The organism is Pseudarthrobacter albicanus (assembly GCF_018224015.1).
Lineage (GTDB): Bacteria > Actinomycetota > Actinomycetes > Actinomycetales > Micrococcaceae > Arthrobacter > Arthrobacter albicanus.
In genome coordinates this window covers 1-13,901 of the sequence record NZ_JAGPOT010000014.1, presented here as the reverse complement: position 1 = coordinate 13,901, position 13,901 = coordinate 1, and the positions used below count along the sequence as shown (strand labels likewise).

At 59.7% G+C, this 13,901-nt stretch carries 10 protein-coding genes and 1 pseudogene; 3 read left to right on the top strand and 8 right to left on the bottom strand.

What is annotated here, in order from left to right; translation table 11 throughout:
• Window positions 1-280: 280 nt before the first annotated feature.
• Complete coding sequence (locus tag J9611_RS05010) at window positions 281-871, top strand: hypothetical protein (RefSeq protein WP_211878244.1); 591 nt, start codon at window positions 281-283, stop codon at window positions 869-871.
• Between the two features lie 217 nt (window positions 872-1,088).
• Here the strand turns inward: J9611_RS05010 and J9611_RS05005 are convergent, their stop codons facing one another.
• The 4 genes from J9611_RS05005 to J9611_RS04990 form a co-directional block, all read right to left on the bottom strand.
• Window positions 1,089-1,640, bottom strand: coding sequence for a hypothetical protein (locus J9611_RS05005; RefSeq protein WP_211878242.1), 552 nt, complete (start codon window positions 1,638-1,640; stop codon window positions 1,089-1,091).
• Between the two features lie 363 nt (window positions 1,641-2,003).
• Window positions 2,004-2,939 carry an AbiTii domain-containing protein gene (locus J9611_RS05000; RefSeq protein WP_211878240.1) on the bottom strand — a complete coding sequence of 312 codons (936 nt, stop codon included), beginning with the start codon at window positions 2,937-2,939 and terminating at the stop codon, window positions 2,004-2,006.
• Window positions 2,940-3,065: 126 nt separating this feature from the next.
• A complete protein-coding gene (locus J9611_RS04995; protein ID WP_211878238.1) occupies window positions 3,066-4,136 on the bottom strand; it encodes a 5-methylcytosine restriction system specificity protein McrC in 1,071 nt (356 codons plus the stop codon).
• Complete coding sequence (locus J9611_RS04990) at window positions 4,133-6,364, bottom strand: McrB family protein (RefSeq protein WP_246527394.1); 2,232 nt, start codon at window positions 6,362-6,364, stop codon at window positions 4,133-4,135. Before J9611_RS04990 ends, J9611_RS04995 begins: the two co-directional genes overlap by 4 nt.
• A 347-nt stretch (window positions 6,365-6,711) precedes the next feature.
• Between J9611_RS04990 and J9611_RS04985 the strand changes: the two genes are divergently transcribed.
• Window positions 6,712-6,882, top strand: coding sequence for a hypothetical protein (locus tag J9611_RS04985; RefSeq protein WP_211878236.1), 171 nt, complete (start codon window positions 6,712-6,714; stop codon window positions 6,880-6,882).
• A 187-nt stretch (window positions 6,883-7,069) separates the two neighbouring features.
• Here J9611_RS04985 and J9611_RS04980 read toward each other — a convergent pair whose 3' ends face one another.
• The 3 genes and pseudogenes from J9611_RS04980 to J9611_RS04970 all read right to left on the bottom strand — a co-directional run.
• Window positions 7,070-9,460, bottom strand: coding sequence for a S8 family peptidase (locus J9611_RS04980; protein ID WP_211878234.1), 2,391 nt, complete (start codon window positions 9,458-9,460; stop codon window positions 7,070-7,072).
• A gap of 118 nt (window positions 9,461-9,578) precedes the next feature.
• Entirely contained in the window at window positions 9,579-10,565 is a 987-nt protein-coding gene (locus J9611_RS04975) for an AAA family ATPase (RefSeq protein ID WP_211878233.1), read from the bottom strand.
• Between the two features lie 161 nt (window positions 10,566-10,726).
• Window positions 10,727-11,155, bottom strand: a pseudogene (locus J9611_RS04970) (recombinase family protein); the annotation flags it as partial.
• 702 nt (window positions 11,156-11,857) lie between these two features.
• On the opposite strand from J9611_RS04970, the gene J9611_RS04965 reads away from it, so the two are divergent.
• Window positions 11,858-12,091 (top strand): hypothetical protein, encoded by a 234-nt coding sequence (locus J9611_RS04965; RefSeq protein ID WP_211878232.1) that lies wholly within the window; start codon window positions 11,858-11,860, stop codon window positions 12,089-12,091.
• Between the two features lie 408 nt (window positions 12,092-12,499).
• On the opposite strand, the gene J9611_RS04960 is transcribed toward J9611_RS04965, so the two are convergent.
• Entirely contained in the window at window positions 12,500-13,198 is a 699-nt protein-coding gene (locus tag J9611_RS04960; RefSeq protein WP_211878230.1) for a hypothetical protein, read from the bottom strand.
• Window positions 13,199-13,901 lie beyond the last annotated feature (703 nt).

Sequence of the window (13,901 nt, the reverse complement as noted above, 5' to 3'; positions counted from 1 at the left end):
GCCGTGCCGTGCCGTGCCGTGCCGTGCCGTGCCGTGCCGTGCCGTGCCGTGATGATTCTACGTGCCATTTATCGATCACAAAACGCCGCCAAATAGCGCCGAAAGTCACACCATGACCCGGAGCTTCAAGCGCGCAGGTCACTGCTTGGTCTGTCCGGTGGAGGACCGGCTAACGGGCCGAATGCGTTTGCCTCATTCACCAAGGGCCACATTGCGCCAACGGACAAATACTGCCGCTTGGCACTTCATTCTTCCGAGCCCTTGTATTAGTGTTCCGGTCATGTCGTGGAGTGTGTCAGCCGAACCAGCGCCGGACTGGGCAGTTCCCGTGCTCCTGACGGTTGGCCGGGCAACCTACGTCGCTCAAAACTTTGAAAATAACTGCAAGGACCTGCTAACGAGCCTTCAACTCACCGGTCAGCTGATGGGGCTGGCGGACGCCGAACCATACGACTTCGGGGCGGCTATCGACGAGATCATGGATGACCTCCGCGATCGGGACTTTATTTATTTGAACAGCGCCTTGACTCAGCTCAAGAGTCAATCTCGCGGTACCTTCACCACAGATGGCGTAGCCCTACTTAATGATGCTCTGAAGGCGCGGAACTGGATCGCACACGAGGGCGCTCGATTCGACATTCACGCATTTGACCCAAGTGTCGCAATCGACTGTCTGAAAGACTTGCTGCCGCACGTTCGCACCTTGGCCGCCGCTGACGACCTCGTAGCTGGTGTGAAGGCGGACACCGAGTATCAGAGCAGCAGCCAGGCTGGTGGCCGACCGCTGGAAGTTGGCAGCTATGAGCTTCTTGTCGAGCGATGGGTGTTCGCGCCAGTGGCCGGCCTCTCCGGAGCACCCACAACCCGCTAGCCTCTGAGGACGGCACACAAGGCTTGAAAACCAGCAGCCTCAGCCAGAGAAAGCCTTGCGCTTCTGTTCCTAACCCAGTTGCGTTAGTGAGAGCCTGAAAGGGCCCGATGGAACAGTCAACCGGACCGCGCTCACAGCGGCCTAAGCCCACGAGCCAACGAAAGCCGGGGCAGTCCCGTGGCCCCTCACCTTGTGTGCGGTCACAGAATGGCGAAGCCTACTTCGCTGCTCTACGGAGCAGAGTAGCCGTTAGTCTCAACAGGACGTCTTTGAACGGCCCTTTTCCAGTAGGATCGTTCGGCACCAGGACGAGATATGCTTGTCCATCCTCGATGTAGCACTTCTCGACTTTGCCGTTTCCGAGCGAAAAACTACATTCGAACTCGTAGCTGAGGCTCTTCACCCATTCGCTGGATGCCACGAGTTGCTGATCGAAGCTACTCGGATAGTTTTCGCTCTCCCAAGGATGATGTGTCCATTCTCTGCGCCAGGGACGCCCGTTCGTATCAACTGAGAATCCCTCGAACAACTCCCAGCCGTCTGCCGCTTTCGTTGGGCGATATGTCCCAAAAACTCGCTTCCATGGGGAATCGAATACCCGTTCCGGCCAAGTTTCGATCGTTTCAGTGGGGACCCCTCGTTTTGCGAGGATGTGAGCGACCTCTGCAAGCTGAGAATAAGCCTCACCGACGAGGCGCTCGGCCTCAACGTAAGAAGGTGTTCGACTTACTGTTGAGAATCGTGAATCCAGTTCGTCTTCCAGGCCCATGCTGGTGATCATAGCGCCCTTTTGCGGATGTCATACCAGTGACGCACACATCCCTTATGTCAGGTCTCAACGAAAGCGATGGTAACGTCCCTTTTGTGTTTTTGCTCGTGCTGGTGGGGCCTGTTGTCGCTGGTGGGCGTCGGGTTTCCACGTCTCCGCTGGTTTGTGCTGGTCGTCGGCGGTCGTAACGGAGAGTGTCCTGTCGTGATGGACAGGGCACTAGGGCGGCGGCTTGTCCGGTAACCGGCCACCGTCAGGCTGCATCAAGTGAAGTAGCACCCGCCGAGACCCCGTTAGATGGGCATCGACCGGAGCCGGTCGGCTCCCTCCAGGTGTCCGGGTATGAGATCGGTTTACGAACGCTTAGGCGATCGGAATTCCGGACCACGCAGTGAACGCCGTCTTGGCAGTGCTAACCAGGATCGGCGTGGCAGCAGCGCCACTTAGCTTGATCAGGCCGTCTTGGAGCTTGTTGAGGAAGTTCTTTGCTTTCTGGTCCTTCGACGTCCCGTCTACGGCTTCTAGGTCAACGCGGAGTGCCGCCTGATCCTCGCCATTCAATCCCAGTCCTTTCAGGGCTTCCAATAGCGCTCCAGTATCGCCCTGGCTGATGTTGACATTCTGCGTGAGGGTCTCCCCCACGCCAACTGTATTCGTGCCACCGTAGATGTTTTGATTGATGTTCCAGGTCACAATGCTCCTTATATTGGGGTCCTTGACTGTCGGGCCTGCTGGTTGGCCCGCACCAGGAAGAGTTTGGCGGAGTTCAAGAGAGAACATCAGAGCCTTGTTCCTGATGGTCTCGGTAATCCCATGGATCAGCTGCGGCGAGATGATCTTCGAGGCCGAATAGACGCCGCAGTACTCCATTCGCGGTGCCCTGCCCTCCTTGCCCCAATTCTCAAGCTGGTTGGCGGCTGAAATTGGCCATGCTTGGTGCAGGTTGGTTTCTGCTTGACTCAGCTTCTCCAATTCAGCAACAGGTTGGTTGAAAAAGGAATAGAAGTTTGCCGCACGAAATCCTTGCTCATCCGGCACGGCCTCTGGAGATACATAGTGCTTGTACCAGGATCCCACCGGGCCAGAGAACGTGACTTCAACAGGAACCTTGATTGGGCCCCGGTATGCAGGGTATTCCTCGACAGGGGTTGTTCCATAACCGTTAAGTTCTTTCTGCGCCCACGTCTGGAGGGCTGCAGCCTCGAGTGAATAGCCCAGGACGAGCATCTTGCGCAGGAGGTTTGAGGTAGAAACTGTGTCATCGGTGGCGCCAATGATCAGTTCGTCGAGGAGAGTCATTCCTGACTAATATCACGGCTCAGCTGCCTGCCTCGAACACGGGCATCGTGAACCCGAGTGTCCTGCTAAGGACCGGCTTGCGGGCAGGGTCTGGACGCCGGATAAGTACGCTGTCCGGCTGTACAGCTATGGTGCCGTGGCTGGTGCCGGCCAGAACTCGGTGACGATGCGCTCGAGCTCAGTCCGGAGATCTTCCCAGGGTAGGTTCAGGTCCAGAGTGTTGGCCAGGATCCGGTTGCCGTGGAGTGTGACGTCCAGGTCGGGCTGGCGCGGGGCGTCGGTACGGGCGTAGAGCAGCCAGCCGCCCACGGTACCGCCGGACTGGGCTTCCTCGTTCCGGACGTAGCTGAGGATCTGGTACAGGTTGCTGCTGCTGATGGACTCCTTGCCGAAGCGGCTGACCTGCAGGCTCTTCCCGTAGTACTTGGCGTCGACGATGAGGGTCCGCCCGCCGCCCCGAAGCACCAGGTCCGTGTTCATCGCCGGCAGGTGGTCGTCCTTGGGAGACCGGGTCGCGTCCTTGTCCCAAGGGATGGTGCTGGCCGCAGGCTTCAGCTGAGGGTGGTGGACCTTGAAGTAGTTGCGCAGGAACCGCTCGTAGAGGTCGTGCATCTTCTCATCGCCCAGCCATTCGGAGAGCATGGCGTCCCTGCCGGCCTGGCCCTGGAGCAGGCCCCAGACCACCAGTTCGCAGACGCCCAGCAGCAGCCGGTACCCGGAGATGCCTCGGTGGTAGGTCAGGGTGTTCCACCGGATGGAGGCAGGGTCGATGAGCTGTACCTGCGAGAAGTACGGCAGGAGGTTCCGCAGCTCCACCTTCCGGGCCCGGGAGACGTCGCCGTGCCGGATGAGCAGGGTCATGACCGCCTTGAGGGCCCGGTTGTGAGCGGTATCCGGCTCGTACTCGTCATGCTCGCACACCAGGCGCCCGCGGGTCAGGGACCGTTGAACGGCGGTGCGGGTGACGTCGATGCGGCCGCGGACAGTGGCCAGTTCCTCGCTCCGGGCGACGTACCCGTGCTGAAGGCCGCGCTTAACCTGCCGGGAGACGCCATCGATCAGGATGGCGGCGAAGAGCTCGTGCAGATGCTCGAACTTCTCGGAGGCGAAGCGGTCCTGCCCGGGGCTCCGGATGGTGGAGAAGGCGTACGCCATCATGACGTACACGTTGCGGATGGGGATGGACTTACCGCTCACGCGATCGAGGCCCTCAGTTTGTCCGCCCAGCCCTCGACCTTCCCAGCCTCGTCGAACCAGTACTCCTGCAGCAGGGGGATCAGCTCGTCCTCTACGACTGAGAACAGCCAGGAGTCCTGGCGGGCGTCCTCGGCGGTGCCGGTCAGGTAGCTGTGGCCGATGGTGAAGCCGGCGCCCAGGCCCGGGTCGGCGGCGATCTCCTTGTTCAGCTTCCGGATGGTGCCCACCAGCTGCTGCAGCTTGGGGCTCTTGGCGTCATTCATCCACCGAGTGAAGCCTTCGGACTTGAATCCGGGCCGCATCTCGATGAAGCCGAAGCGGCGGCGCAGAGCATAGTCCAGGACGGCCAGGCTGCGGTCTGCGGTGTTCATCATGCCGATGATGTGGACGTTGGCCGGGACGGAGAAGGACTCGTTCTTGTACAGCAGGCGAAGCTCGTGGCCGCGCTTGTCGGCTTCGATGAGCATCAGCAGTTCGCCGAAGATCCTGGAGATGTTGCCGCGGTTGATCTCGTCGATGATGAAGAAGTACGGGCGGTCACTGTCATCGCGGGCTTGCTCGCAGAACTGGTAGAAGGGCCCCTCGGTAAGGCTGAATCCTCCGGCCTCCGTGGGGCGGTACCCCATCATGAAGTCCTCGTAGGAGTAGGACTGGTGGAACTGGACGGTCTGGACGCGGTCAGGGTCCATCACGCCCATGATCGAGTAGGCCAGGCGCTTGGCGGTGTACGTCTTGCCGACGCCGGGAGGGCCGGCCAGGATAATGTTCTTCTTGCGGGCAAGAACGGAGCAGAGGCGGTCGTAGTGGGCCTCGTCGACGTAGACCTGCTCCAGGAACGCTGCCCGGTCATAGGGACGCAGTTCGACGGGGGCGTCCGTCAGCTTTGGCTCGTCGGCCGCGTTGTCGCCGAAGAGCGCTTCGAGCTTCGCCACGTAGTCGCGGTGCGCGGTGATGTCGGTCAGGGTCTTGGTGGCCGCGTCACCCGGGTGCTGCCAGGATCCGTCGTGGGTCCAGCGTACGGAGCGGATGTTCCGGAAGGATCCGCGCTCGGGATCGTAGGTGGCCTCGGACATGACTTCGCCGCGGCCGACCAGTTCCCGGCGCCCGCGCTTGGCATAGACGATGTCGCCCTCGGTGATCTCGTTCTGGAACTGCCACACGGCCAGGACTGCGTTGTTGTTGGAGGCCCCGGTGCCTTCGACGTCCAGGGCGGCGCGGATGGATTCGCGGTCAGGGTAGTCGGAGATGTCCCCGAGGCTGTCCCAGTTGATTCCCATGATCCCCGCCCGGGAGAACTCGCCCCATTCAGAGGCCTGTGCGCCGGGGGAGTAGAGCCAGTAGTGCCGGCGCCGCGGCTCATCCAGCTCATCGGTCCCGGAGGCCCGGTCCTTGAAGTTCCACCGCTCCTCCAGCCCATCGTCCCAGAACTGGAATGACTCGGTGTGGTCCTGGGCGAGTGTGGCACGGATGGCGAACAAGTCCCGGTCCAATGCTGCAGGGCCGCTTCCGGTGGAGCCACCGATCAGGGACCCGAGCCCGCTGCGGATCTTCTGCTTCATGGAAGCCGCCGAGATCGGCTCGAACACGTCGGGCCGGGCGAAGAACTGCAAGGCGTTGCGCATATCGCTGCGGTCCTTCCCGGAGGCCAGCATGACCCGCTGCAGCTCCCACGGATCGCAACGGGCAGCATCCCTCTGCATGTCATCAAGGGAGGCCCAGTGCTGGACGAAGTGACAGAGCCAGGGCAGGTGGAGCCAGAGTCGCTGGTTGTACCAGGGGCCCGGATGGAATCCAGCGGTGTTGGCCGGCCGGCCGAGGCAAGTTGCCATGGGCTCTGGAATGCCGAGGGGTTCTTGCAGGTAGGACAGGACGCGTTCCACGTTAGCGCGGCGAGACTCCGGCCGGGACGTCTTGAGCCCGTGGCCGCGGAGGAACACCATCTCGGCGGCCAGCAGGATCGCCTCGCGTGAGGCGCCGGCCAGCTGCTGGTCCAGCTTCACCCACTGGGTATCGTCGTTGCCCTCAATCGGGTTGTCTTCGACTCGTACCCGGATTTCCTCGGCGGCCTCCGGCGTCCAAATCCGTGTGCTCGGGTCCAGGATGGAGTAGCCGTCGCCGAGCATCTGATCGATCAGTGGCTTGATGTCCGTGGCGATCGCGACGTCAGGGGTGGGACGGCACCACAAGAGCGAGTCGATGGTGTTCTGATCTGGTGCGACGGAGTCCATGAGCTCATTCTGTCAGCTGCCCTGATCGACCGTCCACGAAGGCTCACCAGGGAAAACACTTCCCTGAATGCCAGGGCTTCCGCTCCCAGACGATCCGGAGCCGGTCCGGCATGAGCGCGTCCGAGCCAGATCAATGCGATCTATGCCGAGCGGATTCCCGCACCCTACCCGGCTCGGACCATTCTTCAAACCGCTGCACTCCCGCTCGGCGCGAAAGTGCAAATCGATGCGGTAGCCGAGGCCTGACATTCTCGCACTCCGCTGACTACGTAATCCGGTTGACCTGCGTCCGGTCAGGGATCGACTAATGAAGGATCACATTTCCGTGGGGTGTATAGGATTCGGGAATGGCTGAATTCATCGAAGACTGCGAAATCTATGCTGGGGGCTCTTATCCCGTCGCGATCTCCCACGGTCACCCGATTCTGGGCAAAGTAGGGCTCAAGGCACGGGTCGACGTCGAAACCGGCGAAGTGACCTTCTACGTCCCGCCCGAGAAGATCCCCAAGTTGAAGTAGCCCCCGACTCGCCTTGGTGACGCGCGTCCGGTGAAGGATCCTCAAACGGCACGTTAAACCGCCAAACCGAGCTGTGAGAAAGCCGCCATTCTGAGCTAACAGTCACACCGAGAGGTCAATCTGACGCTCTTCGTTATGTCACGCGACAGATGCGTGGTATCGGCGCTTGGTCAGCCGGGTAGGCCTGTCATGGCTCGGGATGCACAATCACCTGCGGCTTGATTTGTTGTCTGACCTGGGCATATACATCAACATTTAGAGTTGGCGCGACCCAGAGCGACAGGGCTACCGCATAGGGGATTCGTTCTCCCCCCAGCCCGCCGGCCTGTTCCAGACACTTAATCTTGAGTGAGACTTCGGATCCGCGGCCAGACGCGAAGGCCTTCTCCGTCTCCCAGATGAGATGTTTTATGGTGCCGCTGCCTCGTTTTGCTTCATCGTCTGAAAGGTCAGTGGGAGCGTCCAGTTCCGGGGTTCCCGTCGGTTTGGTGAACCCCAAGGCGGCCCTGCGATACTGGCGATGCCGCCAGTTAACGGGACTGAGCCATGCGAGCGTAGCGGTTATCCGCTTTGTCCCGCGAACATTCAATCCGTCAGGAAGGGGCAGTAGTAGATCTTGTTCTTCTGCAGCCCCCAAGCTGCCCAGATAAAGGACTACAGCCTCGTGACCGACGCATCCGAGTGAAAAGTCTCTGTCAATAGATCCAAATCCAATTGCTTTCTCGACCGACAGCGTGTCGCTCCTGAATCCCTCAGGATGGCGAGCACCATGGGCCAGCAAAGCTTTGATGGCTACTGCTCGTTCGTGACGGCCTAGAGGAGCTCCACCGACGATGTCGTCCAGTGTGTCATGTAGAAGTGAGGCACGGCGGGTAACTAGAGCAGCGGCAGGGCTCGTGCCAGTAGCATACGACTCCTGCCCGATTACGGACGAAGCGACGCGGATCCCGGGCCCCCTCGTCGTGGTTCTAGCAACAGTGAGCGAACCCTTGGGGATAGGGGGCGCCGTGAAGAGTACTTTGCCGCCTGGCGCTGTCACCTCTGGCTTGAGGCTTCTGCGGTAACCACCGCCAAGAGCGCTCACCGGGCTGACACTTGGAAGTCCGTCACTTGGATCGAAGACATAACCCATTGGCGTCACGCCGGACGCGTCTTCATGCATGGCTCCCACAGTCAGAGCGTTGATTGACTCCGCAGGTGAAAGCAGCCTCCGGTTTGCTTGATCCGCGTGCTGGGCTGCGAGTATGGCCTCCCTTCGATCCTCGGCTTTCAACTGCTGGATCGAATCCGAGTCCAAAGGCCCCAAGGGAAGTTCTCCGTAGTTCCCTGCCGAAACGACAACGAGGACCCCGTATCTGTAACTTAGCCAGTCCAAGGTTCGAGCCCAGGATGACAAGATGGAGTCGAAGGGCGTAGTCGGATCCCCAACGGAGAGATTGATGACGACAACTTCGGGGGCAATCGCTTCTTGACCATCGGCACCCTCGTAGAGTTCCCGGAACACGCGCTGCATTAGGTCAGGGGTAAGGTCCTTTGCCCTAATTTCCTCAACACGCTCTATGGTGTCCGACGCTGGTGCCAGGATGGGACGCACGAGCACCGGTCTTCTCAATGCGGCCCCCTCGTTGCCGCGATCGCCCCAAATGACAGCGGAGGCCATCCAGGTTCCGTGCTTGCGATCTTCAACGGTGCTGTCGGAGTCAGCAGATAAATCATCGGGATCATGAACAATAACCCGGTCCGATAACAGGTGGTGGTTAGCAGCTGGAACACCATCCAGAATGCACACAACTGGGCTTCCAGTTGGCAGCGATCCGGTCGACTCAAACGATTCAACTGAGGGAGACTCAGCCCACACAGTTTGACCCGAAAGTCGGAGGTACATGACATTGGCTGATTTGACGACTTGGACCTGCGCGAACTCACGTTGGGCGAGCTTCTGCACAAAGTCCTCTGGAACGGTGCACTTGATGCCGTGATAACCGACTGCGCCTATGATGGCGGAACTCAGAATTGTTCCGTCTGCCGCTCTGACAAGTTCCTCTACTTCCAGTTGAACGCGCTGGCGAATACTAGGTGACTGTCTGTACCAAAGCTCAATCTCCAGCGTATGCAGCTGGCCAGGGAGGCGTTCCGCAAAGTATCGGTCCCAATCGATCGTCTTCAAACGGTCAGCCGGTCCCCAAGGGCGGACGTCTTTCAAATGACTGAAAAGACCTTTGAGAGGTCCATATCCGTGTTCGACACGGCCGGTGCGAGTCCAAGCCTTCCAAAGTCCGAGCAATCGGGACATTGTGCGCTCGTCCAGGCAGATCGCATGGAGGCACGTCTTGATCTCTGGGTCCTTGGGCGCCTGAGAGATGAGTTCGAAGTCCTCGGTTGGCGACATGGCACCTTCGGACTCGTTTAGGATTTCGAATCCCAACTTGGCCGCAACCTTGCTGAGATCCGTCTGTTCGTCGAGAGCTTCGAAGACAAGGACGAGTTGAGGATCAGCTGCGTGAATGGATCGAGAGAGTTCAACTTGAGCGCTGAAGTCGCTCAGAGCTTCATCGAAACGTTCGCCGAGACGCGTCATGCGTTCCGATTGGTTGCGGAACGCAACCTTTGGCTTACCTCCACCCGTAACTTTAACGGACCGTGGACGGCCCACCGAGCCAAACAGGACGGGGCGGGGGGATGAAGACCCCACAGCCTCAAGGCTCATTAGTATCAGCGCCTGCCCGCTTGTTCCATTGTTCCAAGAGCTGCTGGGTCGCGCTACGTCCGCTCGCATCAGGTCCGCTGAGTATCGTCTTCCGCTGGACGTCCAATGCGAATTCTTCGAGTTCTGCATAGCTGACGTGCGGCAAGCGGTCGGCGATTGTCCGTACAGAAAGTCCGAAGTCCAATCCTGTACGCGCGGACCAAGCCTTCAACCATTCAATTTTTCCAGCACGAGTGGGCTGAGGAAGTTCTACACGTACTTGCATGCGTCGCCAGACCGCACGATCAAGTAGTTCGGAGTGGTTAGTGGCGGCGATGACAATAACGTGACTGGGTAGCTTGTCGATTTGTAGAAGCAAGGAGCTGACGACCCGCTTGATTTCGCCTGTTTCATGCGTGTCGCCGCGCTCTTTGGCAACAGCGTCAAACTCGTCAAAAAATAAGACACAGGGTCGCACACGGACCGCGGAAAACAACGTATCCATTCTTGCGGCCGTTTCGCCCAGGAAGCTACCAATGAGGCCCTCGTATCGCACCGTCAGAAGCGGAACGGCCAATTCTGTGGCGATCGCCTCAGCGAGTGAAGTCTTTCCGCCACCAGGGGGTCCAACGAACAAGATGCGGTGACGTGGCTCTACCCCGTGGCTACGGAGAAGGTCTCTTCGATGGTGCTCCTCGAGAAGATCCGCGCACTGCTGTCGCACCATCCCGGGCAAAACGAGATCAGATATTTGCCGTTCCGGCTCTCTTTCATGCAGGAGAGCGGCCACCCCTTCAACTCGCGTTAGCGAAGTTACCTTCGAAGCTGAGTTTTGTGGTCGTCGCCGGGTAAGGGCATCCGTTAACTGATTAGCGAGTACTCCGTGTTTTTTTGCCTCTTCTTCAGCGATGAGTGCTTCCGCTGCGCGCCGAAAGGCAAGATCGTCGGCGCCCGCCCCAGATTTTACGAGGGCGAGCAGCAAATCTGCCCTTGCCACGATTGATCACCTTTCCTTGATTTTCAGCTAGCCCTATCGTCGCAGATGGAGCAGGGCAGCATCGACATTGCGATCGTGCGCGACACAAGTAGTTCGACTGCGTTCCCCTACGGAAGAGGCGGGACGGTAGAGATTGGTGACCCTGAAGCTGAGCCAGAGCCCTAAAGGTTGCGTTGGACGATCCTGTACACCGTGCTCCGTGCGACCTTGAACAGTCGGCGATCTCGGCGGTGGTGTGTTGTCCTCCCTTATACAGGGAGGACGAGGTGGGCTTCCTGGCTCGTGCTGAGCTTGGGTTTTTTACCGCGGAGCCGGCCTTTGGCTTTCGCGACCTGCATGCCTTCGCGGGTCCGGGCGCGGATGAGGCCGGATTCGAATTCCGCGACCATGGCCAGGACGTTGAAAAGCAGCCGGCCCACGGGGTCGGTGGGGTCGTGGATGGATCCGCCGAGGCTGAGCTTCACCTCCCGCTTGGTGAGATCCTCGATGATGTCCCTGGCGTTCGGCAAGGATCTGGCGAGGCGGTCGAGTTTGGTTACGACGAGGGTGTCGCCGGCGCGGACCGCTGCAAGGGCCTCGCGAAGACGGGGCATGAGCAACATTGGAACGGTCAGTGGCGTTACGCAACCGAGTTGGGGTGTTTCATAGGTGACCGCCTGTGAAACACGGTTGGCAGTGTGAGTGGTTCGGGCCCGATCATGTTTCATAGGATGTTGCATCAGGACTGATGCGTGAAACGTATCTATGCAACAACTTCGGGGTCAGTGGCGGTAAATGGACTCAAATCATCTGCTTATCGCCACTGACCGTTCCGTTGTTGCTCACGCCCCGATACGTTCAGGAGTACCAGGCCCACAGTGGAGGATCTCTCGCCATTCCTGGCCGTGAAGGAAGACACGGGGCCCGCATCCATGACTTCGCCACTGCCGTAGCCCAATAGACTGCAGTTTGAATGGACGTTCGTAGGAAGGCCACTTCCACCTGTGGCCAGTCGCGGCCGTCGGCGCCACCCCTGGGTGATCACCAGAACTTTCATCATCGACGCTTGGGGGTCGCCAATGGCTGGCGGAACAATTTTCGGGCTGGCGCTAATAGCTGCCGCTATTCTCGTACTGGCGATTTCAGGGCCTTTAACCAAGCTCTCAGCCAACAGTCAGGCATATCTGCGACCAGGCCTCGACAAGGCAGCATTCATTCGGCGCAACCTGCGCGTCGTCCGCGTCATGGGCTTGGTGTGGATCGTTCTCGGAGCTGGGATCTCGGTCTTCGGTCTAGTGACGGGCCGCTAGAACATGAGAATCGCACCACTGCTCGTCCTCGCAATCGTGGGCATATTCGTAATCCTGATCCGTAACTTCTACGCAAGATTCATCGCGTCTATCGCCGTTCAGGTCCCCGCGCTCAAGCCTCACGAAGCCTGGATACTTCGCTGGATGCCGCGAATATCCGTCGGCTTCGGTCTGCTGTTCATCGCCATAGGGATTCTGATGGGCTTCAACCTGATCTTCCCTGATCCCCGCTCCTGAGCTCGATTCCGCTGCCCACAGCCGGGGACAATTCCCGGAGGGTTATCCACGGCTACTGCCGCTAAGGGAGCTACCCCAACCGCTCCCAATTTCCAGCTGCGCGTCACTTCGTGATGGGCCTCCAGCCCACCCTTGACCGCGCACCTTCCGCAGACATTTTCGGCTGTCGTTATCGGGATGGGGGGAACAGCGGACTCATACCTCGTGGTCTCAAGACCGTTACGTCTTACAGCGTTGAGTACGCGCCCTTTCAGTTCGGCCTCGGCTTAGAGCCGAGCTCCATCTCTCTATATATAGATGTGCGCCTGGTGCCCGGGGTGACGCAACAGCGCGCACGAATCTCGAGGACACCAGCTGCAGCCACCTTGCATGGTGTCGTGACCCCGAATCGCCGTCGCCTGCGGCCGACTAGGGGCTAGGCTTGGCTATTCTGCGGGCGGCTCCCGTGCCGTCAGGCCTTGCCCAACGAAAGGCGTTCCCGGGATGGCGCAGCTTCGAAATTGAGATGTCGACGATTCGGCGTAGGGAGGCCAAGGACTTCACGAACCGCTCGATCTCGTCGCCGCTGAAATCCCTTGGTGCAGCCTTCATCAGATCATCCATGAGCCGGTCTGCCGTGCGCGCGAGATGCTGAGCGTTGTTCGGCAGGAGCCCGGTTCGCTGGCGGTCCAGCTCGGCGAACCATTCGCCGACGGAGGATTCATCCTCCGGTTCGTCGACGTTGAACCCGTCGAACAGCCCTCTGACTTCGTCGAGCAACACGCCCCATTCTGCTCCGAGCCTCAGGAGATCTCGCGTGGATGCGTGCTCGTCTGAATCCGAAGTGCGCTTCTCCTCGTCCTGAGGGAACGCGATGTTAGCGGCCTCTACGACGGCCGGGGCCGGGCTCGAAGCCTGCGCTTCCGCCTCGGCCGTCTCGGCGTCCAGCTCCAGTCTCCTGAGATCGGCATGAAACCCATTCTTGAGCGAAATGCTGAGTGATCCCTCCGCCGTGCGCATCCTGGACACGAGCCTACCCAGCGGCCCCTTGAAGACAATCACCACCACCACAAGGACGACCAGCCAGAAGCCGGCCCAGATCAGCTGTGTGGCGACCGCGTTGTCCATAACTTCCCCCAAGGGTTCGCTTTTACATGACTAAGGCTCCCTGATGGTATCCGCTCCCGAGAGCAACCAAGGCGTCATGCCTCCAGATAGCGCCGGATCTACGTCTCCCTTTCGGGTATCGCGTGTATGACCTGCCAAGCGTTGGAAATCCTGTTCCTCAAGCGGGGTTCGCTCGCCGTGGGCGGTGCGTACCTTGGACGGACATTCCGGATTTTGTTCGGGGAGTGTGGTCTCTGGCTGCTGGAAGAGCCGGACGCGCTGCATTCGCGCTGAGTGCCAGTCCCGGCTGGCTGTTGAGCAGACGCAGGAGCGCTACTACGTGCATGAGAGCGATGACGGCATTGATTCGGTTGTACTGGTTGCGTGACACGCCATGAGCGGTGCCATGCCTGGTAAAGCCGCGAGGAACAGGAGCTCCTAGCTGGCCGTCGTAAACACTATGTGCTCCGGAGATACCGGCCCACACGAAGTACTCACGGAAGGAGTACATCTCCATGTCCAGCTGGATCTTCTTATAGCCGGTGATTTGGTGGCGGAAGGTGTTCCCGACGTAGCGCCGGATCAACGTGTCCAAAAGGTTGGCGCTTAGGGCTTGCCAGTAAATAATCTTGCGTGTCTGGTTTCGGGCCGTACTGTGGTGGTATGTCCCTTGCCGTTGAGGTTGAAGAGTCGTTGAAGGCGAAGTTCGAGGCGTTGTTGCCGC

Excerpts from the sequence above, each read along its gene's own strand:
- J9611_RS05010 (WP_211878244.1), top strand. The coding sequence starts at position 281 with ATGTCGTGGAGTGTGTCAGCCGAACCAGCGCCGGACTGGGCAGTTCCC.
- J9611_RS05005 (WP_211878242.1), bottom strand. The coding sequence starts at position 1,640 with ATGGGCCTGGAAGACGAACTGGATTCACGATTCTCAACAGTAAGTCGA.
- J9611_RS05000 (WP_211878240.1), bottom strand. The coding sequence starts at position 2,939 with ATGACTCTCCTCGACGAACTGATCATTGGCGCCACCGATGACACAGTT.
- J9611_RS04990 (WP_246527394.1), bottom strand. The coding sequence starts at position 6,364 with ATGGACTCCGTCGCACCAGATCAGAACACCATCGACTCGCTCTTGTGG.
- J9611_RS04985 (WP_211878236.1), top strand. The coding sequence starts at position 6,712 with ATGGCTGAATTCATCGAAGACTGCGAAATCTATGCTGGGGGCTCTTAT.
- J9611_RS04980 (WP_211878234.1), bottom strand. The coding sequence starts at position 9,460 with ATGACGCGTCTCGGCGAACGTTTCGATGAAGCTCTGAGCGACTTCAGC.
- J9611_RS04965 (WP_211878232.1), top strand. The coding sequence starts at position 11,858 with ATGAGAATCGCACCACTGCTCGTCCTCGCAATCGTGGGCATATTCGTA.
- J9611_RS04960 (WP_211878230.1), bottom strand. The coding sequence starts at position 13,198 with ATGGACAACGCGGTCGCCACACAGCTGATCTGGGCCGGCTTCTGGCTG.